Genomic DNA, 23,610 nt, shown 5'->3' with positions numbered 1-23,610 from the left:
TAAATATTCAATGTGTTGTTTAAAAAATCTATAAAAAAATTTTATAGTAATCTTAAAAAAGCTTAATTTTACTTATTATTCAAGTGAAAGTAAAATAACAAATAAGCTCATTAGTATTCAGAATATTTAGGAGGTTGTATATTTGTGTATGTTGAGATAGCCCAAGAGAAAAAGGCACTTCTGTACGCAGTTGATGCCATGGATGCGGAGTTAAGAGAATTATCGTTAAAAATTCACCGGAATCCGGAGGTTAGCTTTCATGAGAACGATGCAATGAAATGGTTGACAGAGCCATTAGAAACGGCCGGGTTTACCATTGAAAAAGGAATTGCTAAGCTGGAAACCTCTTTTAGGGCAACATGGGAAGGGGAGCCTGGAGGTCCAACGATTGCTCTGCTTGCTGAATATGACGCATTGGCGGGATTGGGGCATGGATGTGGCCATAATATCATCGGAACGTCTGCGGTTGGCGCAGCATTAGCGCTGAAGAACTCCATTCCAAATTTAAAGGGAAAAATCGTTGTTCTCGGAACGCCAGCAGAAGAAGTAGGCGGCGGAAAAATATTAATGGTGGAAGAGGGAATTTTCGACCATGTCGATGTGGCCATGATGTGTCACCCACATAAAAGCACAATGGTTTTGCGCGGGGGATTGGCCTGTGTCGATGCGACCTTTAAATATTACGGGAAAGCAACTCACGCTGCTGCTAGTCCTGAAAAAGGCATTAGTGCATTGGATGCAGTCATCAATACCTTTGTTGCAGTTAATTCTTTACGTCAATTTTTCAAGGATGATGTTAGAATTCACGGCATTATTACAAAGGGCGGTGATGCTACGAATGTAGTACCAGCATACTGTGAGGCTGAATTTTTATTAAGAGCAGAGACAGTGGAACAATTGGAGATTGTCCGTGAAAAGGTGTATGCAGCTGCACGATATTCTGCAGAAGCTGTCGGTGCCAAAATTGATATAGAAGAAGGCCTGATCTACGCCGAACGAAACAACAACCAAGCACTCGCACATTTATTCAAAGATAATTTGGAACTTTTAGGTGAAGAAGTATCCCAACCGCCAAAAAAGGGTGGAATTGGTTCTTCTGATATTGGAAATGTTGGACAGGTGACAGCAACCATTCATCCATACATCAAAATTACGGATTCAGCGAATACGCATACTCCTGATTTTGTGGAAGCAGCGTGTTCAGAAGAAGGGATGAGAGGTTTAAATAAAGCGGCAAAGGCGTTAGCGATGACTGCTTTTGATGTGTGTGTAAATGATCGTTACCTCCTAGCCATTCGCAGCGAATTTGAAGAATGGAAAAGAAACAAACAAAAATAAAAGTTTTTTCAAATAAACAGTAAAGGGTGAAGAAATTGAAATTGAATAAAATGGCTACAAATGTTGCAGTGGAAAAGAGTGAAACACCTAAGGCGAAAATTTTTAAAATGCCCCACACGTTTGTTATCATTTTAAGTATGGTGTTATTTGCGGCAGCACTTACCTATTTGCTGCCAGCAGGTGAATTCGATCGAGCGGAAGACAAGAACACTGGAAATACCGTTGTCGTACAGGATTCCTACCATGGAGTAGAACAAAATCCTGTCAGTCTGATTGATCTTCCTTTGGCTGTTGTTCAAGGGCTAGTTAGCGCAAGTGATACGGTCTTTTTTATATTTATTGTTGGCGGTGTCTTTCAAATCATTAATTCTACCGGAACGATTGAAGCGGTAGCAGCAAGAGTTGGAAAGACCTTTATGAACCGCGGTCTTCTCATCATTCCGATTTTCTTATCGTTATTTTCAGTCGGCGGGTTTACAATCGGGATGTCAGCAGAAGTCATGGCGTTTGTACCGATTGGAATCGCCATTGCTAGAGCGTTAGGCTATGACGCTGTGACTGGAACAGCCATGGTAATGCTGGGTGCTGCGGTTGGTTTTACAGCAGGATTATTAAATCCTTTTAACGTGGGTATCGCCCAATCGATTGCAGAAATTCCAATGTTTTCAGGGATGTGGTTACGCGCCATCATCTTAGTGGTACTTTTAATCGTTACGAGTCTTTATATTATTCGTTATGCGAAAAAGGTAAAAAAAGATCCAGCCTCCAGTATTGTAGTTAACCTTGAAAAAGAAGAAAAACATGGGAATATTGATATTACTTCCTTGCCTTCCATGAAGGTGACTCATTATTTGACGATTATCACAGTGATTGCCGGATTTGGTCTATTAATATGGGGAGTATCAGAAAAGGGCTGGTGGATGCAAGAACTTGCTGCATTTTTCCTCGCTTTAGGAGTTATTGTTGGCTTCTTATCAAAATATGGTCCTAGTAAAATTGCAAGTGAATTTGTGGCGGGTGCTAGTGCCATTACATTTGGTGCTTTTATTGTCGGATTTGCAAAAGGAATTGTTATGGTCTTAGAACAAGGCCATGTGATTGATTCCGTTGTTAATGGGTTAGCGATGATGGTTGACCATATGCCAGGTTTCATTCAAGTATTAGGCATGTACTTTTTCCAAACCATTATGAACGTGTTCATTACTTCGGGAACGGGGCTCGCAGCCACTACCATGCCAATATTAGTTCCATTATCTGATTTAATTGATGTTACAAGACAAACTACCGTTCTTTCCTATCAACTAGGTGATGGATTATCCAATTGTATCCTGCCTACCTCCGCGATGTTAATGGGGAGCTTGGCTGTTTCTAAAATAAAATATCAAGAATGGGTAAAGTTTTTCTGGCCGTTATTGTTAATCTGGGTCGTAATTGGTGCTTTTTTTGTCATCGTTGCAGATATTATTCAATATTGATAAAGGGATGAAAGCCGTTGGATACCCAATCTATAAACTATAAAAAGTTACTTGAATTGATTGATATAAATCTTTTAACTCAGCATGTTGAAACTCTTTCCCAATGGGAACGGTTAACAGGGGAAGAGGAGGCTGAAAAAGCGGTTGATTATATAGTAGAAGACCTGCAGAAACATCATATTCAACATAACCGTTATCAATTCGATGGCTATTTCAGTGACCCTGTATATGGACAAGTGTCCGTGATTGTACCTAAGAAAATAGATATTCGGGCAAAAACAAGATCGTTCGGTTTACATCTTCCACAGGGGATAACAGGGGATCTCATCTATGACTTTGATAGTGAAAAGCGTCGAAGTGTCAATGGACCAGTTGAGCGTTTTGAAAAAATGAAAGATAAAATTGTTGTTAGCTGGGACTACTACGAGAATTATGTGAAGAAAATTGAAAGTGCTGGTGCGATAGGTCTAGTTCATATTTGGCCATCAACAGAAGATGCCATCCATGAAGAAACCGTCGGGACCGTTTGGGGCACGCCAACCATTGAAAACGTTGATCAACTCACGAAAATCCCAGTTGTGGGAATTAACCATCATGATGGACTGCAGCTACTCGAACTTATGCGAGACGAAGCCGTAACGGTAAATTTGAAAACTATTGTAAAAAATGGAATCAAACGTGTCAGTCTGCCGGTTGCCACGATTCCAGGAGAAATGGACGAGTACATCCTTATTTCTGGCCATTATGATTCCTGGCATAAAGGGGCAACAGATAATGCAACAGCAAATGCTCTAATGCTGGAATTGGCGCGGATATTTTCTACCAAGCCATGTAAACGAGGGATCAAAATCGCATGGTGGCCTGGACATTCAAATGGCAGATATGCAGGGTCTGCTTGGTATTGTGATCATTTTTGGCAAGAAATCAATGAGCAATGCGTGGCTCACATTAATATTGATTTTCCAGGCACAAAAGGAAATGTAAACGTAGTTCCGAGATGGACATCGCTTGAAAATGCCCAGTTTATAAAGGATATTATTACTTCCTTAACAGAGAAAGAGCCATCTCGTTTTGAGTATTTACCTCGAGGAGCCGACCAATCCTTTTGGGGGACAAACATTCCTATTCATCTAATGCTGAAATATGAACCCATTGAAGAGGATAAAATTTATCTGACACCAGGGGGAAACTGGTGGTGGCACACAGAAGAAGACCTTTTTGATAAGGTAGATGTTAATTTGTTGGTCAGAGATACAGGGATTCATTTGGCGCTTTTGGACGAATTAGCGAATATAAATATCCTTCCGGTCAATCTAATCAATTTTATTACCACCAGCAGAAAGATCATTCAAGAATTGGACAAAAGTTCTGATCAGGTCTTCGATTTTACCATTGTTCATCAGTCTTTAGACAATTTAACAGTAGTGATACAAGAGCTATCAGGAAGTGAAGTCCTGGATGCCAATAAGTACAATAAACTTTTGAAAACTATTGGTGGAACATTAAATAGACTTAAATTTTCCTATTCAAATAAATATGATTACGATAATACCTTTCCATTTCGGCCTTACCCTGGCTTAGCAAAGGTGAAAGATATCTATCGAAGCAACACGCCGCCTGAAGAATTTCTTTTCACCATGACCTTTTTCGTTAGACAACGAAATCGGGTCGTAAATGAAATAAAAGAAATCATGGAAGAAATAAAGAGGTACTTAGTTTAGGTGCTGCGTACCATCAAAAAGCGGATCTAGTAATAACCCCTCTCAAACGAGAAGGGGTTATTTTGGTTGACTATTGGATTCGACAATCTCTCTTCCTGCATATGAGAAAGAAAGTCGCTATATAAAAGGACTCATAACGAATCTAATCAAACGTTTGATTAGTAAAAGTTTATTGAAACTGTGCGATTTTTGTTGAATACCGGAAACAGATTTGTAGATTTGGTAATAATAAATAGGAGCAAATTAACACTAGAAGGCGGATTTATCTTTGGAAAGAATCATTTTGTGGACTTTGTTACTAGTTGGTATTACCCTATTATTATTTAGTTTAAGAAAGCCCTTCATCAAAGACTGGATTTTAATTTTTTTATTGAATGCTTATCTTTCAACGTTAATTGGCGTTCTTGTTGTAGAAGAAAACAAAAAATCCGGCCCAATGAATGAGCCGGATTTCTTAAGTCTCCTTTAATATAGCTAACCCTAGCTGAAAAATGGTATAAAAGTGCGATAATAATTTATTTGACTCTAAAATAAACTGAATATGAAATATATTTCAACTATATATTACCAAAAAAAGGGGTGCTTACCATGAATTCGAAAGTGCTATCGATTAAAACGGTTGTCGCAATCGGTATTGGTGCTGCGGTGTTTATAATTTTAAGCAGGTTTGGTTCGATTCCAACAGGCATACCAAATACAAACGTAGAAACATCTTATGCGTTCCTAGCCCTAATGTCATTACTTTACGGTCCTGTCGCTGGATTGCTGATTGGATTAATTGGTCATACGATTAAGGACGCTGTTTTTTATGGAGCACCCTGGTTTAGCTGGATTATCGCTTCAGGAGTCGTAGGATTATTAATAGGATTAGCAGCATCACGGATCAAGCTTCGGGATGGGGAATTTGGTGGAAAAGCTATTATTTTTTTTATTATCATTCAAGTTATTACTAACTCAATTGCATGGTTTTTAATTGCTCCTACTTTAGATATCCTCATATATGCAGAACCAGCCAATAAAGTATACATTCAAGGCCTTGTAGCGGGTGCGGCTAATATAGTAACCGTTGGTGTTTTAGGAACCTTGCTAGCAATAGCATATGCCAAAACGCGTCCTAAAAAAGGCAGCTTGACTCGAGAATTGTAAGAAGTGAATGTCGGTGATCTCCCATCATCGGCATTTTTTATTAGTCTAACAAACAGAAGGAAGTTGAATATGAGAAAACCAGTTATTGAATTTACTAATTTTAGTTTCCACTACCGGACACAGTCCTCTCCAACACTAAGTGGTATTAATTTGACTATTTATGAAGGAGAAAAAATTCTAATTATAGGACCATCAGGGTCTGGAAAAAGTACATTAGGACATTGTATAAATGGATTGGTTCCCTTTTTTTATCCTGGTGAAATTTCAGGGAGTTTAAAGATTCTTGGAAAAGAAACAAAAAAGGAAAGTATTTTTAAGCTATCTTCAATGGTTGGTACGGTGTTACAGGATCCTGATGCCCAATTCATCGGTTTAACTGCAGCAGAGGATATTGCGTTTAAACTTGAGAATCAGTTTGTTCCACAAGAAGAGCTATTTGAATCAGTGAACCGGGTTGCTGAACTGGTAGATATGACAGAGCATTTGGATTCACCCCCACAGGACCTTTCTGGAGGACAAAAGCAAAGGGTCACACTTGCAGGAAGTATGATTGATGATAATGTAAATATTCTTCTATTTGATGAACCCTTGGCAAATTTGGACCCTGCAACAGGGAAAACGGCGATTGAACTTATCGACCGTATTCATAAGCAAACTGGAAAGACAACGATCATTATAGAGCATCGATTGGAAGATGTGCTGCTTGGTGAGATAGATCGTATTGTAATTATAGATGAGGGTTGCATATTAGCGGATTTGACACCTAATGAATTATTAAGCTCAAATCTGCTTATAGATACGGGCATCCGTGAACCGCTCTATCTGACAGCTTTGAGATATGCAGGATGTACGATCACTCCAATGCTGAAACCTAAAAGTTTAAAGACATTAAACATTGAAGTCAATAAAACGAGGCTTCATGCATGGTATGAGTCAGTGGGATATGCCGAGAAAAAACAAAAAAATGATGTACTTTTAGAGCTAAAAAATATTCATTTCGGGTATTCAAAAACAAAAGAGATTATTAAAGATGTTTCATTCAAGATTAACAAAGGAGAATTATTATCTTTAATCGGTAAAAATGGAGCTGGAAAATCTACCCTTGCCAAGTTAATATGCGGTTTTTATCCTCCCACAGCAGGGGAAATTTTATATGAAGGTGAAAATCTTAAAGAACAATCCATAAAAGAGCGGGGAGATCATATTGGCTTCGTACTGCAGAACCCTAATCAAATGATTTCTCAAAATTTCATAGTTGATGAAGTAGCACTAGGATTAAAATTCCGTGGAGTACCAGATAAAGATATAGAAGATCAAGTATTTCATGCTTTAAAAATCTGCGGGCTTTATGAATTAAGAAATTGGCCCATCTCGGCCTTAAGCTTCGGGCAGAAAAAGAGAGTGACGATTGCATCCGTATTAGTGCTAGGACCGAAATTAATTTTATTGGACGAGCCAACAGCCGGTCAGGACTATAAACACTATAACGAAATTATGGAGTTTCTGTGGAACTTAAATCAACAAGGAATCACCATTATCATGATTACCCACGATATGCATTTGATGCTCGAATATACAAACAGAGCCATTGTAATATCAGAGGGACAAAAGATAAAAGAAGACGAACCTGCTAACATCCTTACAGATGAAGAGGTTATCCGTCTAGCTAATTTAAAAGAAACATCCCTCTATCAATTAGCTAAAAAAGCAGATTTTTTTGACCAACGAGACTTTGTCAAACGCTTCATTCATTTTGATCGGGGGACCCGACAGCTATGAATCATAATATTCTTTCTTACATTCATCAAGAATCCCCAATTCATCGTCTTACTGGAGCTGCTAAACTGATAGGTTTTATTCTTTGGTCATTAACAGCAATGATAACCTATGATACTAGGATACTTGTTGTTATGTTTATTTTAGGGATTTTGATCTTTCTTTTATCGAAGGTCGAATTTCGTTATATTTCTTTTGTATTCTATATATTCTTATTATTTTTGTTTATAAACAATATTGCTATTTTTCTTTTTGAACCGATGCAGGGTGTTGAAATGTATCATACGAAGCATGAGTTTCTTCACATCATTGGACATTATAATTTAACCGCTGAGCAGCTATTCTACCAATTTAATTTAACGCTTAAATATTTGACCATTATTCCACTTGCCTTGTTGTTTATGGTTACGACACATCCCAGTGAATTTGCAGCTTCTCTTAATAAAATAGGAGTAAGCTATCGAATTGCATATGCAGTAGCTCTTGCGCTGCGATATATACCAGATATTCAGCGGGATTATCAAAACATCTCACTAGCTCAACAGGCGCGAGGAATTGATTTATCAAAAAAACAAAAATTGACCAAAAAATTACGCTATGCATCATCCATTTTAATGCCGTTAATTTTTTCAAGCCTCAATCGGATTGAAACAATAAGTGCTGCGATAGAGCTTCGAGGCTTTGGCAGTCAAAAGAGAAGATCATGGTACCATGAGAGACCCTTTACAAAAGCAGATTATTTAGCCATTATGCTTATTATCCTTTTGTTTGTCTTTTCAATGATCATTACCTTTTTGGATGGAAATCGTTTTTATAATCCATTTAGGTAAGTAAGAACTACATCTCGTATGTTGCCAAACACGACCAACATTCGTTGAGACAGTAGCATTGATTGAAATGCATAGCTGGGTATGAATAGTTTTAGTAGATTAAGTGAAAATTGAAGTGCGTTTATGTTCCCTCAGACAAAAAAGTATGGGGGATTTTTTTGTTATGGAAGCTGATGGGAATTGGTAGATTATACCTATCCTAGCATGTAAAATAGGGTTATTTTTCCGTATATTTATAATATTAAAATAATTACAATTATTCATGCTATTTAAATTCTACTAACCTATAATAAACTACATGGAAAATAATAGGAGGTGTTGGATGATGAAGAAAAATTTTATTATACCTGTAGCTTTGTCGACAGCGATGTTGGTAGGTTCTATCCCAGTTAGTAGTGTTTTTGCGCAACCGGCTGATACAAAGGTCGTTAATAGTGTACAAGCTTCTAAGGAATGGAATGAGAAAGCAAGTGTTCCATTATTTGTGAAGGAGCGATTTGCAGAGAAATTCTCTTCTAATACCTCTACCGAAGCATTAAATTATTTGAAGAAAAACGAAGGCAAAACCGGAATTAATAATCCGGATAAGAATCTAAAAGTGAAGAGTGTACAAAAAGATAAACTCGGTATGACTCACGTCCGTTTTAATCAGGCTGTAAATGGAGTAAATATTGAAGGAGCCGAGGTTGTTGTTCATTTTAATGAGAATAATGAAGTGGTATCCGTAAACGGAAGAGTAAACCAGACGATTGCCGATGATGCAGTGGACACGACTGCTTCTTTAAGTAGTGAGTCTGCATTAAAGACTGCTTTATCCTCTGTCAATGCCCCTGAAGAACTGACTTATGAGCCAACTGCTGAGCTAGTTGTCCTTCCATTTGAAGGGGAAAATTATACAGCCTATAAAGTGAATGTTAACTTTATGGGGGATGAACCTGGAAACTGGTTTGTTTTTGTAGACGGAAAGACAGGTAAAGTCATCGACAAGTATAATGGCTTAATGCATGCCGATGAAATGAAAACACAAAAAGGTGCTGGAAAAGGAGTACATGGTGAGCATAGGGAAATACATATTACGCAAGTAAAGGAACCAAATGCTGGTACGAAGTTTGCGTTAGCAGATTACTCTCATGAGAACCTCGAAGGAATCGTCACATATGACGCTAAAAATGATAATACTTCTAGTAACGATACTCTCTATGTGGGTAATTCTGCATCCTTTATCGGCGACTATGATCGAGCGCTGGTCGATGCACACTATAATTCTGAAAAGGTATATGAGTATTACCTAAACGAGCACGGCCGCAATTCCCTTGATGGAGAAGGAATGGCAATTATTTCTAGAGTTCACTATGGTAACAATTATAACAATGCTTCCTGGAATGGGCGTTGGATGACCTATGGTGATGGTGACGGTGTGTTTATGACTTCTCTATCAGCAGGTCTTGACGTGGCTGCCCACGAAATGACGCATGGTGTTATCACTCATTCTGCGAATTTAGTTTACCGCAATCAATCTGGAGCGTTAAACGAATCGTTTGCAGACGTTTTTGGTGCGCTTGTTGATGATAGTGATTGGGAAATGGGCGAGGATATTATGGCACCGGCTGCTAAAGCTGACGGTGTAACTGTATTGCGGAGCTTAAGTAATCCAAACAGTGTTGTTGTCAGTAATGAGCAAAGAAGAGCGTATAGCACAAATGGCGGAGTCTATCCAGACCATATGGATGAGTTTTATCACATGCCAACTTCTGTTGATGGCGGCGGTGTTCATGTAAACTCTTCGATTACAAACCATGCTGCATACTTGATTGGCCAAGAAATCGGCAGGGAAAAATTAGGGCAGATCTACTATCGTGCCTTAACGGTTTATTTAACTCCAAATTCCGATTTCAGCGACGCCCGTCAGGCGATTGTTCAGTCAGCTATTGATCTTTACGGTGAAGACAGCGAAGAAGTGGCTGCAGCGAATGCTGGATTTGATGCCGTGGGAATTAACTAAGTATTTTAGGTTGTCTGCAAAATCAACAATGAAGTCGATTTTTTAATCCCTCAGACTAAGAGTTTGAGGGATTTTTATATCGTTCACCAGAAGTAAGTTAATAATAGTTTATAATGGAGTTTATCCTTTCCCGAAGGAGGTCTATTATTGGAAAAAAGAGGAGTTATATCAATAGGAGAAGCTTTTGTAGATTTTATTTCAACTGATCGCACCAATACCAAATTCCGGCAGTTGTTAGGAGGAGCTACAGTTAACTTGGCAGTCGGAACCAGCAGACTTGGCCTGCCTGCTTTTTATTTGTGTAAATTGGGAACAGATCCAGACGGACAATTTGTGGAACAAGAATTAAAAAAGGAAGGAGTTAATCTTGAGTTTTCTGTTCGTACTGCTATGAAAAGAATGTGTGGGGTCTATGTCCATCTAACAGAAAGTGGAGACCGAAACTTCCACTCCTATATAAACCCTACTCCGGAAGAAGTCTTAAGAGAAGACGAATTGAGCAGAGATGTTTTTGAGAAGACAAGAATTTTTTATTTTGGCTCCGGTACCCTTTTTCAAAAAAAGTCAAAAGAGACAACACAGGCTGCATTACAATATGCTAAAGAATGTTCCAATCTCATCGCCTTTGATGCCAATCTTCGTTTAAAGCGGTGGGAAAGCGAGCGCGATTGCCGGCAAACAGTGGTTTCATTCCTTAAACAGGCTACTATCGTCAAGCTGGCTGAAGATGAGTTAAATTTTTTAATGGAAACAAATTCACTTGAGGCTGGATTGGAAAAAATAATAAAATGGGACATTCCTTACCTATTTATCACGTTGGGAGAGAAAGGTGCTTGCGGAGTGATGAATGGAAAAAAAGTTTTCAGTCTCGCTCCAAAGGTAGATTCAATTGATACAACCGGTGCAGGAGACGCTTTTATGGCTGGACTTTTGTATTGCTTCCATGAAAAGGGAATGCCAGCAGGGATGACAGAATTAACGGAGTATCTTCAATTTGCCAATCGTGTTGGTGCTCAAGCGACAACCAAAATTGGCTCTTTAACTTCTAGAGTGGATTTTATGGAGTTGAAAAAGCATTTTGAGAAGTAAAGTTTTTATCGGGCTTAAGAAATAAATCTAGAACGGATGAGGAAATGGGCAGCAATAAATTAATAAAAAATGAAAAAAAAACTGAAAAAGAAGATCGACATGTATTTAAAAATGAAAAAGTTTGAGTGTTTTAGTCCTAATACTGTATTTACATATTGGATCGAGAAGTCAATTTTGTGTTATTTATAATTATTTTCAATATTTAAATTAATTTATCCTGGTTATAATAAGAGATAGCAAACTAGAACGAACAAATAAAATAAAAGGAAATGGCGGGGAGAATGATGGGTAGATTAGTTCATTTCGAAATTCATGTGAGTGATATGGAACGAGCAAAGAAGTTTTATGGAGAGGTATTTGGATGGTCATTTCAAGATTGGTCTGATTATGCAGGAATGCCTTACTTTGGGGCAGTGACTGGAAGTGACAATGAACCTGGAATCAATGGTGCCTTAATGCAGCGACAAAGTGCTCCGCCGGAACAAAACCATGCTTTAAATGGATTTGCTTGTACAATGGGAGTGGAAAATTACGATTTAACCGAAGCTAAAATTATTGAGAATGGCGGCAAGGTCGCAATGCCTAAATATGCTCTGCCTGGAATGGCATGGCAAGGATACTATATTGATCCCGAAGGTAATGTATTCGGTATTCATCAACCCGATGAGAATGCAAAATAGAAGAGTTGATAGGTGAATGAAAAAATGAGATCACAAGACACGACAGGCATGTTTGAAAACATTCGCAATATCTGTCTTGCATTGCCCGAAGCTACTGAACATATCGACGGTTTTGGCCACAATACGTTTAAAATCAATGGAAAATCTTTCGTAATATCAGGTGAAAACGAGAATGGATTTAGCTTGTCGTTCAAGTCAGATCGGGAAACTCAAGAAATATTGCTCCAGAAAGAGCATTTTTACAAAACTCGATATATAGGGCACCACGGCTGGGTATCTATCCAAAATCCGGCTGAAGAAAACTGGGAGGAATTGACCGATTTAATTCAAGAAGCATATTTACGTGCTGCACCAAAGCGATTGGTTAAAAAATGGAATGAATTACAGAATAGGTGAAGGGAGGCGGAGTGATCTGCCTTTCTTTTTTTACGTTCTTATATGGCTTTACATATACTGGCGAAAAAGATAACGACCTCATCTATAATCACATAGTAGTATATTCACCACATCCTCAATCGAATAAAATTAAGAAATGAGCACAAGCCTTTTTTAATCCTGAACATATAGTGTTTAACGAAGTGAACTAGCATTAGGGATAGGAGGATTTGCATCATATTGGAGTTAAGCAAGTTGAAAGTCTTACCTTCGATTACAATATCCTGGATAAGATGATTTCAGAGTTAGAAGGTGGATTAATTTGAAATTAACGAATGAGAAGGGTATCCCTTGGGGGGGCAGGAAACAAAATAGCAAAGACATGTCACCTTTAGATTTTACTGAAATCCAAGAATTGTCTTTGTTTATTGGAGTTAATATTGGATCTAGTTATCACAATGAAACAGATTGTGTTGTACTCCTATATAAGGATCGAACAAATTGGAAATTGAAAACGAATGAAAACGAAGATGCCTTTGAATTTTTGTACAATAATATTAATTTTTTCTCGAAAAATAGATATAAAAATGCGGGAAGTACTTTTTTAAAAGAGTATCTCATTTTTACAATAGGCGCTTGTTTAAGTTCTCCAATAAAACCAGAGTATACTATTCGTGATGTCGATGTTGAAAGAAATAATGGAAATAAGATAAATCAAAGATGGGAATCAGAAAGTTATCATAAGATAAGTGATTGGCTCAATCGTTTTCCGATATCGGGAGCATCTAAGAGAGTTTATTTAGAAACATTCCCTCTAAGTAATTTTCCTTTTGACATAAACGAAACAAGAGCAACGGAAAAGGAAAAGTCATTCTTAGTTGATGCATTTAAAAAAATCAATGGAGTTCCAGGTTCGATCCTAAATATACAAGGGTGGAATGAAGAGCATTTTAAGGATGAAAATTTTCGACATGCCTTTGTTTCGATGTTAGTCTCCATTGCTTATGCGAGATGGAAATCAATAGATAAATCAGGAAAGCATGACTTCCTAAAAATAATTGCAGATCATGATGGTCTATATTGGCTTCTCGATCATGAATCACTTAATCATTGAGATTCTCAATTTGGAAAAGCCTCTTTCAGATGAAAGAGGCTAATTCATGGTATAAAAATTTATACCTTTAATCTCAATTATCGTTTAAAATCAGGATCTTCATATGGATGTGCAACCCATCCTGAAGAATCGATAAACAAGCGAACGGCCACAACTTGGCGGTTTTCCATTAAAGTAAAGAAATGGGGTGTGTTAACGGGAACAGAAATTACATCTCCCGGGGACAATTCTACATCAAAATACCCGGCTTCACCCTTGATCGTAAAAATCCCATTTCCTGCTGTAATCGCACGTACTTCATCCTCAGTATGAACATGCACCTGTTCAAACTTTTTTAACAACTCGTCTAAATTTGGAGTAGCATCTGATAATGCCACAATGTCCCATTCAGCATAGCCACGTCGGGTTGCAAGGGATCTAATTTCGTTATCAAAGGTTTTAAGAATTTCTTCTTTCTCCTCTTTTGAAAGTAAAAATTGATCACGAAGCTTACTAGATAGCTTGTCCATATCCCAATGTTCATAAAGGACACCATATTTATCTAAGAAACTTTTAACCTCTTGTTCTTTTGTTAATCTTTCATTCGTATTACGAATGCGAATATTCGCCATAGTAAACTCTCCTTGTTAATGATTTATTTAAACTTTTTTAGGAAATACATATTCATTTGGTATTCAAAAAGAAATTCAAATGCTTCTAAATGGCGTTTAGCTGTAAAATGACTATCTCCCCAAACATATATGCCATGGTTGCGAATTAATACCCCTGGAACCTCCGGTTGGATAACCTTGCTGATTTCATCTGCTAATTTAGGAATGGAAGAAAAATTTTCTACAATTGGTATGGTTATTGATGCATCTTCTTTCCATATATCAAATGCTTTAATAATTTCATGGTTCTTGAAAGTAACATTTCCTTGATCAGCGTAAAGCTCTGAAATAAGATTATTTGGAATCGTATGGACATGAAAAACCGCTTGACAATTAGGGATGTGCTGATAAATAGAGGTGTGGATTAAAGTTTCAGCAGAAGGTTTTAAGTTGCTGGGAAGTACAAGGCTGCCATCCATATTAACTAAAATATAATCCTCTGGAGTGTGAATGGATTTGTCTTTTCCACTAGAGGTTATGGCGATAATTGACTGATTTTGCTCTAATGGGGGACCTTTTACTCGAACGGATAAGTTCCCGCTCGTTGCTGGAAACCAGCCTTTTTTCGAAAGTGTTTCTTTCACAGTTTGTAGAGTTTTAAAGGCTGTTTGAATGGCTTCAAGGTTAGTTTTTTTCATTTTTTTTATTGTTTCACCTCCTTCATTATTTTAACTGCTTTAAAATTTTAATTACATCGTAAAAGGACTCGAACTCTTTATAAGAAAGAGAATGCTCTTGGCATTTCTGTAAAAGAAAATCTCTTGCAATCACAAGATCAGCCATTTTGGCTACCGCCAAATCTGTAATACTATCTCCAATGACAACTTTTATATTATCTATACTTGAATGGGAACGAAGAATACTTGGTTTACACATTCCGCAATCCATGTCGCAAAGTGAATCACATGAATAAGGCCAAAGAATTTGAATTTGTTTGCCGCTAAAATCACTCGAATTACAATATATATATTGTTTTGGTACAGAATATCGTGACAAGATTGGGAAAACGAAAAAGTCTATTCCTCCACTAGTAATCAGAAGACGAATATTATGCTCCTGACAATATTGAATAAACTGATCAAAACCAGGTCGAATAGTTGCTTGCCTAATAGCGTAATTAGTGATTTCTTCTCGGTAAGATGCAGGTAATAGCCCAAACAAGCGTCCTACACCTTTACGAATACTAATTCTCCCAGCTAAAATATCATCCTTAATGGTTTCCCAACCAGGTGGATTATAATACTTCATAATATTTATGATGTTGTCATTTTCAGTGATTGTTCCATCAAAATCGCAAAATATAATCATTTTTTTGAGGGCGCCCACTATTATAAAGCACCCCATTTGTCGATCACCGAACGAAGTTCAGCAGAGTTATCTGCTGCTCGAGCAAGCGTTTGACCTGAATTTGTTGCTTGAATCGCATCCATAAATGCTTTTCCTCCAGCTGTTGTGCCTTGGGGGTGTCCATGAATATTTCAACTCCTAAATTTAATAGCAGAAAACATTAAAAGATTGATAGCTTTGAAATCCGCTGCATAGCTTCTCGCATACGTTCCTCTTCGGCAAGTAATCCTAATCGAACATATCCCTCACCATGCTTTCCAAATCCAATTCCTGGTGCAACAACAACCTTTGCTTTCTCTAATAAGGTATCCGCAAATTCGCTTGATGTGTACCCCTTTGGAACCGGCAGCCAGGCAAAGAATGATCCTTTAGGAAGTGGAGCACTCCAACCAAGTATTTGGAGTTCTTCAAATAAGGCATTTCGTCGTAATTCATAGGTATTAACAAGTTTACGAACGCATTCTTGTGATGAGGTTAATGCTGCAATTGCTGCATCTTGAATGCCGCCAAACAAGCTCACAAAATAATGGTCTTGAAATTGATTGATTAATTGAATCAGCTCATGATTACCAAGAGCGAATCCCACTCGCCATCCTGCCATATTATAGGTTTTCGACAGTGTATAAAATTCAATGCCAACATCCTTGGCACCGGGACGAGATAAAAAGCTGATTGGTCTGTGCCCATCAAAGCCGATTGCTCCATAAGCAAAATCGTGAGCAATCACAATATTATTTTTTTCCGCAAAGCCAATAGCTTCATCAAAGAAGGAACTAGTAGCACAAGCTCCTGTCGGATTTGATGGATAATTAAGGAACATTAATTTTGCTTGTTTACACACGTTATTTGGAATTTTAGAAAAATCCGGGAAACATCCATTGGAATAATCTAGTGGCAGCTGAACCATTTCAGCACCCGCAATAGCAATCCCAGACCAATAATCAGGATATCCTGGGTCAGGAACGAGTGCAATATCACTTGGATTCAGTAATATTTGTGAAATTTCTACGAGTCCGGTTTTTGCTCCAAACAATATAGCAACTTCCTTTTCCGGATCCAATGGAACTCCATATTCCTCTTGATACCAAGTACAGATGGCTTTCTTCAGTTCAATCTTGCCTGAAAAAGGTGGATATTTATGATTGATCGGGTTTAGTGCTGCTTTTTGTAGCGATTGAACAATATGAGGTGGGGTAGGAAGGTCTGGATTGCCTTGTCCAAGATTAATAACATCATACCCTAAACCAATAAAACCATTTACTTTCTCAACCAATGTAGAGAAAAATTGATTTGGCAGACGTCCCATTTGGTTAGATGCTTCGATAATAAATTTGTTATTTTTCATTAATTAATCACCCCCCTTTAGAAAATACCATATGATGAAATAGAATTTTTAGTGAGTAAACTTTAAAAAACAATTGTTTGTCCCGCTGTCATTGCCAATCTATTACTGAATTCCTATATTAGTGGAGAAAATTTGGACAATCTTTGAGAAAGAGATTAGAAATTTACGGAAGGGGAAAGCGCAAAAACAATTTGTACAAAGGATTAAATGATAAATAGTTAAAAGATTGTTATTTGGGAGATGAGATAATGTATATAAAACAAAGTCACCTTTTTACATCAGAATCGGTTACTGAAGGTCATCCAGATAAAATGTGTGATCAAATTTCTGATGCTATTTTAGATGCCATTCTTTTGAAAGACCCAAATGCTCGTGTTGCATGTGAAACTTCAGTTAGTTCAGATTTAGTCGTTTTATCTGGAGAGATTACCACGAACGACAATGTCGATTTCATAAAAATAGTAAGAGAAACCATTCGATATATCGGGTATACAAACTCAGAGTTTGGACTTGATGCTGATACTTGTAAGATTCTAATAGCACTAAACAAGCAATCCTCTGATATAGCAATGGGAGTTAATCAAGCGCTAGAAGCCCGTGAAGGTTTAATGACTGAGGATGAAATAAACCAAATTGGTGCAGGTGATCAAGGGCTTATGTTTGGTTTTGCTTGCAATGAAACGGAAGAATTAATGCCATTGCCAATTTACCTGTCCCATAAACTTGCTAGACGTTTAGCAGAAGTTCGGAAGTATGGTTTGGTAGAGTATTTACGTCCAGATGGAAAAGTGCAGGTTACAGTGGAATACGAAAATGCAAAGCCTATTCGAATTGACACCATTATTATTTCTGCGCAACATAAACCTGAAGTAGGGTTAGAAAAAATAAAAAATGATTTGCAAAGATATGTCATTTCTTACGTAGTACCACCAGAATTGATTGATGAAAGCACAAAATATTATATAAATCCAACTGGTCGATTCGTGATTGGTGGACCAAAGGGTGATGCAGGTTTAACGGGTCGTAAAATTATCGTTGATACGTATGGCGGATTTTCCCGTCACGGAGGAGGTGCTTTTTCGGGAAAAGACCCAACTAAGGTTGACCGTTCTGCAGCCTATGCAGCACGTTATGTAGCAAAAAATATTGTTGCGGCAGGGATTGCAAATAAATGTGAAATTCAACTGGCTTATTCTATTGGAGTAGCTGCACCTGTTTCAATAGCTGTTGATACGTTTGGTACCGGGATAATAGAAGAGACTAAAATTGTCCAACTTATAAGAAAATATTTTGACCTCCGCCCTGCAGGAATCATTCGTATGTTAAATCTTAGGCAGCCTATTTATTTTCAAACTGCTTGCTACGGCCACTTTGGAAGAACAGATATTAAGTTACCGTGGGAAAACACAGATAGAGCAGAGTTATTAAAAAATGAAGCAGAAAAAATAATTACTGAGGGATCATGAGATTTAACATTTCGCCTATGAAAGCAGGAGTTACTAATCAGGTTATCGAGAAAGAAGTAGATTTATATGTTTTAACTGGAATGGGATGATATCCCATTTCTTTTTTTTCCTTTTTTAACATGAGCATAAGTTGACTTTTTAACAGATTATTCTACATTAAATTACAATTTAATTACAATATCGACTAATTCATTGTTTTTAGTCCTTTTGGAATATAAACTAGGAATATATTAGAAATTTAAATGAATGATAGATTACGTTACAAGAGGAGATTTTGTGATGATAAAAAAATTATTAAAATATACCGTAGCAGCTGTCATCCTTGCCACTACTATACAAGTAACACCTGCTTTTGCAAATCCAGTAACAAACGGACAAATCGATGCTACTAAGGAACAAATTAATGACTTTGAAACAAAGATTCAACAATTGGATAACCGAATTAGCTTAGCAATGGAGAAGAGCCGAGAATTAAATGATAGTATTGTAACTCAACAAGGTAAAATTGAAGAAACCGAGGCTGAAATTGCCAAAGCTGAAACCGCTTTAGAGAATCATAAAAAGGTCTATTCAGAACGACTAAAAAGCATTCAATTAAAAGGAAATCAGTCTGTCGTTACATATGCAGAACTTTTGCTTTCATCTGGCAGCGTTTCTGAGTTTTTTAATCGTTTTACTGCCATTTCGCAGATTATCGAAAGTGATACAGAGTTACTCGACGGTTTAAATCTGAAAGAACAAACCTTAATAGAAGCAAAGGAACAATTACATACTCAGATCAACCAATTAAAACAGAGCCAACTGGAATTAGCCGCTGAACAACAACAGATTGAAAAAGATAAAGAACAAATCGAAAAAGATTTAGCTGCTGCACAGGGCACATTACAGGCTCAACTGGCTCAACAAGAGGCTGAACAACGGGCTTTATTAGCCCAGCAAGCTGCTGAGCAAGCTCAACAGCAATCAACGCAGCAATCTTTCGTAAACACGACAACAACATCCACACCACCACCACCTGCTGCAATTGCACCAATTGCACCAAGTGCACCAAGTTCAGCAACGGCAAGTGCGGTGATTGCTAATGCTAAACAATATTTGGGTGTTCCTTATGTATGGGGTGGGACAACGCCAAGCGGATTTGATTGTTCCGGATTTGTTTCATATGTGTATCGTTCCGTTGGCATTAGTCTTCCAAGAACGTCTCGAGATCAGCAAAATGTTGGAACAAGAATCTCACTAAATCAACTACAGCCAGGAGATTTAGTTTTCAGAGGTTTGCCTGCTTATCATGTCGGCATTTATATCGGAGGAGGACAATATATACATGCTCCACAAACGGGGGATGTTGTGAAAATTGCTCCATTTGATCCGTCTAAATTTTCAACTGCTTCTAGAGTCTTACGTTAGGCTTAAATTTTTTGATAAGTAAAACAAGCTAATAAAGGCAGCTCCCTAATAATATGGGCGCTGCCTTTTTCATCTTTTTTAATAAATATCTATAACCCATAGCCTCCCAATCCATTGCAAATCACAATGATACTTTATCAATATATCTCATATATATAGAAGTAAAAGCCAATAGGAGATTAAACATTGGATAAACAAAATAGCAAATTTAGATGGGTAGTATTTGCTTCTGTATTGTTTACTTATTTTTTAATGGCAAGCCAACGAACTGCTCCAGGATTAATAACTGACCAAGTAATGAGGGATTTTACTGTTACAGCATCAACGATTGGGTTACTGACAAGTATTCAATTTTTTGTATATACTGGTTTACAAGTTCCGATGGGGATATTAGCTGACCGTCATGGACCTAATTTATTTCTCATAATAGGGGCCATTCTTACAGGATTAGGTACCATTATCTATAGTCTTGGTACGCATGAATCCGTCCTATTTTTTGCCAGAATCCTTACGGGGACAGGGGATGCGACCATCTGGGTCAATATGGTGTTAATTTTAGGCCAATGGTTTAAAGTAAAGGAATTCGTCCGATTGATTGGGATCGCGGGAATGACAGGAAGTCTTGGTTTTCTCTTGGCAACAGTCCCTTTCTCTTTATTGATTGACTTCCTTGGATGGAGATCGGCATTTCTTTCAGCTGGAATACTACTATGTCTATGTGGAATACTTCTCTATTTTGTGCTGATAAAAAAAACAAAACAAATCTTTGTTAACGAATTGGTTTCTATCAAAAAAGAGGTTCAACGTGAAAAGATGTGGATTTTACTACGAAGGTTAGTTTCAAATCAACAGGCATGGGCTTTATTCCTGTGTCACTTTGGTATTGTTGGCGCGTATGTTGGGTTTATCGGTTCATGGGCAGTGCCTTATGGGATGAATATGTATGGAATGACACGTTCAGACGCGAGTCAGCTCATCATGATTGGACTGATTGGAGCACTTATCGGAGCCCCGCTATCTAGTTGGATTTCAAGCCGCTTGGAAACGATTAAACGTCCTTATGTTGTGATTCATATTTTTATTTTATTGTGCTGGGCTACTTTTCTTTTATTTAATGGGAATCCTCCGCTTTTCATGCTAATCACGCTATTCTTTATTATTGGTTTTGGATACGGAGCAAGTGCCTTAACCTTTGCTGTCGTTCGTCAAACCTTTCCTTTAAAAGAATCTGGTATTATATCTGGGTTTGCGAATACGGGTGGATTTCTGAGTGCCGTTCTGCTCCCGAGTATTTTTGGAATCGTATTGGATCATTTTCAGAGTGCTTCAGGGAGTGCCGGTAATGGATACTTCTACGGATTCATCACACCCGTTATATTTTCGTTAGTTGGTTTGATGGGAGTAAGTTCTATTAAGGAAAAGCGTAAGGAATCAGAACAATCAAGTGAAAGGATGACATAGAAATCTATTTACAAATTGATGAAATAATGAGATAATAAGGAAAATTTTGGAGGGGGAAAGTAAGTTTATGGAACCAACTAATTGCTAATATTAATTGATTTTAAAATTAATATGGATTTTGTATTGAGTGTCAATTTGCCTATAAAACTTAGGTTTATTTGTTATGCTCTTTATGGAATTACGGCAATTTAGAAGGTAACTTACTTTACTGAATCAAGATTATTATTTATTTAAAGTACTTCGTATTTTTTAAAGCGAGGTAAATAGGCATATTCATGCGCTTATCAAGAGTGCGCATTTTGCTTAAACTACTTTAGATAGATTACATCCACTGATTATGCAGACTGTAAGAAGAAACCATCTTCTTATGGTCTTTTTTATTTTACAAATAAATATAGGTAATGCAGGTTCTTCTTTGCCTTGTCCATAAAAGGTGTAACTTGATTATGGATGAAAGAAGGAGATTTTATGTTAGAAATGAAATTGCATGGCGTTAAAAAATTTATGGAAGCCACTCTTGTGGTTAAAAATATAACGTTTGAAGCCTATGAAGGAGATAAGGTTGGAATTGTCGGTGCCAATGGAAGCGGCAAGAGCACCATTCTTAAATTAATCGCGGGAATCGAGAAGATGCATTATTATCCAGGTTACCCGCAAACTTCAAGCCCCGGATATGATGAAGGTTTGATTAACCTGCCGAGAGGGGCGACTAAGGCATATCTTGAACAATCCCCTGCTTACCCGGAAGGTTTAAAAGTGATAGATGTGCTTAATTTGGCCTTTGAGGAAATTGCCGGCATTGAGAAGCAAATGCGGGAATTAGAAGATCAGATGAAAACGCTGGAAGATAAGGCCCTTGAAAAAGCCTTAAATCAATATAGTGATTTGGTTCAGCTATTTGAAGTGAAGGGCGGATATGAGCGTGAAGAGAAATTAAGCAAGGTTTGTACTGGTCTTAATTTTACTGAGAGCTTTTTAAAAAAGGATTTTGATTTATTAAGCGGCGGGGAAAAAACTACCGTCGTGCTTGGAAAACTTTTGATTCATAATCCGGATATTTTGCTGCTGGATGAACCGACCAATCACCTAGATATGGAAGCCATAGAATGGCTGGAAGGTTACCTAAAAAGCTACAAGGGAATCATTATTATCGTATCCCACGACCGATACTTTTTGGATAATGTTGTAAATAAAATTGTGGAAATAGAGGATTTGGAATCCATCACTTATAAGGGTAACTATTCCTCATTTGTCAGCCAAAAAGAAGAAAATATGCGGATTCAATATGAGCATTTTCGTGAGCAGCAGAAAAAAGTAAATAATATGGAAAATCAAGTTAAAAGTCTGAGAGACTGGGCAATGCGGGCTGATAATAATAAATTCTTTAGAAGAGCGGCAAGTATCCAAAAAAAGCTCGATAAGTTGGAACGAATTGATAAACCCGTTTTTGAACGAAAAAATATGAGATTAGATCTTAAAGTTGCCGAGCGCTCTGGAAATGAAACCATCAAGGCAATAGGGCTCTCAAAAGGTTACCAAGATAAGGTAATCTTTAAGGATGCAAATTTAATGATACATTATGGTGAAAGAGTTGGGCTGGTCGGTCCGAATGGAAGCGGGAAAACCACCTTTTTAAAAATGCTCTTAGGAGAAGAGCAGCCTGAACGAGGTGTGGTGGAATTAGGGGCTAATGTGATGACTGCCTATTTACCTCAAAAGATTACTTTTAAAAATGAAGAGTACACAGTCCTGGAAGCTTTTAGAGAAGATATATCTATTCTCGAAGGAAAAGCAAGGGAATATTTAGCGAAATTCATGTTCTTTAAAAAGAGTCCCTTTAAAAAAGTTAAGCACTTGTCAGGCGGTGAGCGGATAAGGCTAAAGCTTGCCATATTGTTATATCAAGACATTAATTTATTAATCCTGGATGAGCCAACGAATCATCTTGATATTGACTCCATCGAAACTCTTGAGGAAGCACTCGAAGACTTTAAAGGTACCATATTCTTTATCTCTCATGACAGATATTTTATAAATAAAATCGCTGAAAGAGTTATTGCTTTGGAGGATTATGGCTTTAAAAGCTACCAGGGAAATTACGATTATTATAAAAGTCTGCAGCCGATGGAAGAATCCATTGTCAATCGTGAAAAAGGTAAGAACCAAAGAATTAAACCCGAAATTATAAACCAAGAAGAAGTAAAGGCTTCTGCGCTGGCAAGGATTGAAAGTCTGGAAATCGAAATAAAAGCAATTGATTTAGCAATGGCTGATGATCAACTCGATTTTGAGGAACTTAATAAGTTTTATTCTAGAAAAATACATTTAATTGAAGAACTTGATTCACTTATGGAATGGTGGATAAATATCAGTTAAAGCCTAATCAGG

The 23,610-nt window shown here is 37.5% G+C and carries 20 protein-coding genes; 16 read left to right on the top strand and 4 right to left on the bottom strand.

All coding sequences use genetic code 11. From position 1 onward, the window contains the following. Window positions 1-144: 144 nt before the first annotated feature. From ACIQAA_RS05150 to ACIQAA_RS05095, 12 genes are all read left to right on the top strand, one after another. Window positions 145-1,338 carry a M20 family metallopeptidase gene (locus ACIQAA_RS05150; protein WP_402615881.1) on the top strand — a complete coding sequence of 398 codons (1,194 nt, stop codon included), beginning with the start codon at window positions 145-147 and terminating at the stop codon, window positions 1,336-1,338. A gap of 35 nt (window positions 1,339-1,373) precedes the next feature. Continuing rightward, window positions 1,374-2,813 carry a YfcC family protein gene (locus tag ACIQAA_RS05145; protein WP_402615879.1) on the top strand — a complete coding sequence of 480 codons (1,440 nt, stop codon included), beginning with the start codon at window positions 1,374-1,376 and terminating at the stop codon, window positions 2,811-2,813. Between the two features lie 17 nt (window positions 2,814-2,830). After that, window positions 2,831-4,534, top strand: coding sequence for a M28 family peptidase (locus ACIQAA_RS05140; RefSeq protein ID WP_402615876.1), 1,704 nt, complete (start codon window positions 2,831-2,833; stop codon window positions 4,532-4,534). Window positions 4,535-4,802: 268 nt separating this feature from the next. After that, window positions 4,803-5,003 carry a hypothetical protein gene (locus tag ACIQAA_RS05135; RefSeq protein ID WP_402615873.1) on the top strand — a complete coding sequence of 67 codons (201 nt, stop codon included), beginning with the start codon at window positions 4,803-4,805 and terminating at the stop codon, window positions 5,001-5,003. Window positions 5,004-5,122: 119 nt separating this feature from the next. Beyond that, on the top strand, window positions 5,123-5,680 hold the full coding sequence (locus ACIQAA_RS05130; RefSeq protein ID WP_402615870.1) for an ECF-type riboflavin transporter substrate-binding protein: 558 nt from the start codon (window positions 5,123-5,125) through the stop codon (window positions 5,678-5,680). A 69-nt stretch (window positions 5,681-5,749) separates the two neighbouring features. Next, window positions 5,750-7,459 (top strand): ABC transporter ATP-binding protein, encoded by a 1,710-nt coding sequence (locus ACIQAA_RS05125; protein WP_402615867.1) that lies wholly within the window; start codon window positions 5,750-5,752, stop codon window positions 7,457-7,459. Further along, the gene (locus ACIQAA_RS05120) at window positions 7,456-8,286 is read left to right on the top strand and encodes an energy-coupling factor transporter transmembrane component T family protein (protein WP_402615864.1); all 831 of its coding nucleotides are present in this window, start codon (window positions 7,456-7,458) and stop codon (window positions 8,284-8,286) included. Before ACIQAA_RS05125 ends, ACIQAA_RS05120 begins: the two co-directional genes overlap by 4 nt. A gap of 325 nt (window positions 8,287-8,611) precedes the next feature. Further along, entirely contained in the window at window positions 8,612-10,288 is a 1,677-nt protein-coding gene (locus ACIQAA_RS05115; RefSeq protein ID WP_402617064.1) for a M4 family metallopeptidase, read from the top strand. Window positions 10,289-10,435: 147 nt separating this feature from the next. Then, window positions 10,436-11,377, top strand: coding sequence for a carbohydrate kinase family protein (locus ACIQAA_RS05110; RefSeq protein ID WP_402615861.1), 942 nt, complete (start codon window positions 10,436-10,438; stop codon window positions 11,375-11,377). A 284-nt stretch (window positions 11,378-11,661) separates the two neighbouring features. Further along, window positions 11,662-12,057, top strand: a complete 396-nt coding sequence (locus ACIQAA_RS05105; protein ID WP_402615858.1) for a VOC family protein — start codon at window positions 11,662-11,664, stop codon at window positions 12,055-12,057. A gap of 24 nt (window positions 12,058-12,081) precedes the next feature. Beyond that, window positions 12,082-12,453: an MmcQ/YjbR family DNA-binding protein gene (locus ACIQAA_RS05100; protein WP_402615855.1), complete on the top strand. Its 372-nt coding sequence runs from the start codon at window positions 12,082-12,084 to the stop codon at window positions 12,451-12,453. Window positions 12,454-12,754: 301 nt separating this feature from the next. Then, a complete protein-coding gene (locus ACIQAA_RS05095; protein ID WP_402615852.1) occupies window positions 12,755-13,546 on the top strand; it encodes a hypothetical protein in 792 nt (263 codons plus the stop codon). A gap of 77 nt (window positions 13,547-13,623) precedes the next feature. Here the strand turns inward: ACIQAA_RS05095 and ACIQAA_RS05090 are convergent, their stop codons facing one another. The 4 genes from ACIQAA_RS05090 to ACIQAA_RS05075 all read right to left on the bottom strand — a co-directional run bounded on the left by ACIQAA_RS05090 (window position 13,624) and on the right by ACIQAA_RS05075 (window position 16,888). Then, complete coding sequence (locus ACIQAA_RS05090) at window positions 13,624-14,157, bottom strand: 1,2-dihydroxy-3-keto-5-methylthiopentene dioxygenase (protein WP_402615849.1); 534 nt, start codon at window positions 14,155-14,157, stop codon at window positions 13,624-13,626. Between the two features lie 23 nt (window positions 14,158-14,180). Continuing rightward, window positions 14,181-14,834 (bottom strand): methylthioribulose 1-phosphate dehydratase, encoded by a 654-nt coding sequence (locus ACIQAA_RS05085; RefSeq protein WP_402615846.1) that lies wholly within the window; start codon window positions 14,832-14,834, stop codon window positions 14,181-14,183. Window positions 14,835-14,859: 25 nt separating this feature from the next. Beyond that, window positions 14,860-15,540 (bottom strand): 2-hydroxy-3-keto-5-methylthiopentenyl-1-phosphate phosphatase, encoded by a 681-nt coding sequence (locus tag ACIQAA_RS05080; protein ID WP_402615843.1) that lies wholly within the window; start codon window positions 15,538-15,540, stop codon window positions 14,860-14,862. 163 nt (window positions 15,541-15,703) lie between these two features. Next, a complete protein-coding gene (locus ACIQAA_RS05075; protein ID WP_402615840.1) occupies window positions 15,704-16,888 on the bottom strand; it encodes a pyridoxal phosphate-dependent aminotransferase in 1,185 nt (394 codons plus the stop codon). Window positions 16,889-17,136: 248 nt separating this feature from the next. Between ACIQAA_RS05075 and metK the strand changes: the two genes are divergently transcribed. The 4 genes from metK to abc-f all read left to right on the top strand — a co-directional run bounded on the left by metK (window position 17,137) and on the right by abc-f (window position 23,598). Then, complete coding sequence (gene metK, locus ACIQAA_RS05070) at window positions 17,137-18,354, top strand: methionine adenosyltransferase (RefSeq protein ID WP_402615837.1); 1,218 nt, start codon at window positions 17,137-17,139, stop codon at window positions 18,352-18,354. 279 nt (window positions 18,355-18,633) lie between these two features. After that, window positions 18,634-19,761: a C40 family peptidase gene (locus ACIQAA_RS05065; RefSeq protein WP_402615834.1), complete on the top strand. Its 1,128-nt coding sequence runs from the start codon at window positions 18,634-18,636 to the stop codon at window positions 19,759-19,761. A 186-nt stretch (window positions 19,762-19,947) separates the two neighbouring features. Beyond that, window positions 19,948-21,222 (top strand): MFS transporter, encoded by a 1,275-nt coding sequence (locus ACIQAA_RS05060; protein ID WP_402615832.1) that lies wholly within the window; start codon window positions 19,948-19,950, stop codon window positions 21,220-21,222. A 468-nt stretch (window positions 21,223-21,690) separates the two neighbouring features. Beyond that, window positions 21,691-23,598, top strand: a complete 1,908-nt coding sequence (abc-f, locus tag ACIQAA_RS05055; protein ID WP_402615829.1) for a ribosomal protection-like ABC-F family protein — start codon at window positions 21,691-21,693, stop codon at window positions 23,596-23,598. Window positions 23,599-23,610 lie beyond the last annotated feature (12 nt).

The sequence above is a fragment of the Neobacillus sp. NPDC093182 genome (genome assembly GCF_044754045.1).
Note: the sequence above shows the minus strand (reverse complement) of the source record. Positions and strands in the feature narration are given on the sequence as shown.

What these genes read in the sequence shown, in the direction of transcription:
- ACIQAA_RS05130 (WP_402615870.1), top strand. Translation starts at nt 5,123, where the DNA reads ATGAATTCGAAAGTGCTATCGATTAAAACGGTTGTCGCAATCGGTATT.
- ACIQAA_RS05125 (WP_402615867.1), top strand. Translation starts at nt 5,750, where the DNA reads ATGAGAAAACCAGTTATTGAATTTACTAATTTTAGTTTCCACTACCGG.
- ACIQAA_RS05120 (WP_402615864.1), top strand. Translation starts at nt 7,456, where the DNA reads ATGAATCATAATATTCTTTCTTACATTCATCAAGAATCCCCAATTCAT.
- ACIQAA_RS05115 (WP_402617064.1), top strand. Translation starts at nt 8,612, where the DNA reads ATGAAGAAAAATTTTATTATACCTGTAGCTTTGTCGACAGCGATGTTG.
- ACIQAA_RS05105 (WP_402615858.1), top strand. Translation starts at nt 11,662, where the DNA reads ATGGGTAGATTAGTTCATTTCGAAATTCATGTGAGTGATATGGAACGA.
- ACIQAA_RS05100 (WP_402615855.1), top strand. Translation starts at nt 12,082, where the DNA reads ATGAGATCACAAGACACGACAGGCATGTTTGAAAACATTCGCAATATC.
- ACIQAA_RS05090 (WP_402615849.1), bottom strand. Translation starts at nt 14,157, where the DNA reads ATGGCGAATATTCGCATTCGTAATACGAATGAAAGATTAACAAAAGAA.
- ACIQAA_RS05085 (WP_402615846.1), bottom strand. Translation starts at nt 14,834, where the DNA reads ATGAAAAAAACTAACCTTGAAGCCATTCAAACAGCCTTTAAAACTCTA.
- ACIQAA_RS05080 (WP_402615843.1), bottom strand. Translation starts at nt 15,540, where the DNA reads ATGGGGTGCTTTATAATAGTGGGCGCCCTCAAAAAAATGATTATATTT.
- ACIQAA_RS05075 (WP_402615840.1), bottom strand. Translation starts at nt 16,888, where the DNA reads ATGAAAAATAACAAATTTATTATCGAAGCATCTAACCAAATGGGACGT.
- metK (WP_402615837.1), top strand. Translation starts at nt 17,137, where the DNA reads ATGTATATAAAACAAAGTCACCTTTTTACATCAGAATCGGTTACTGAA.
- ACIQAA_RS05065 (WP_402615834.1), top strand. Translation starts at nt 18,634, where the DNA reads ATGATAAAAAAATTATTAAAATATACCGTAGCAGCTGTCATCCTTGCC.
- abc-f (WP_402615829.1), top strand. Translation starts at nt 21,691, where the DNA reads ATGTTAGAAATGAAATTGCATGGCGTTAAAAAATTTATGGAAGCCACT.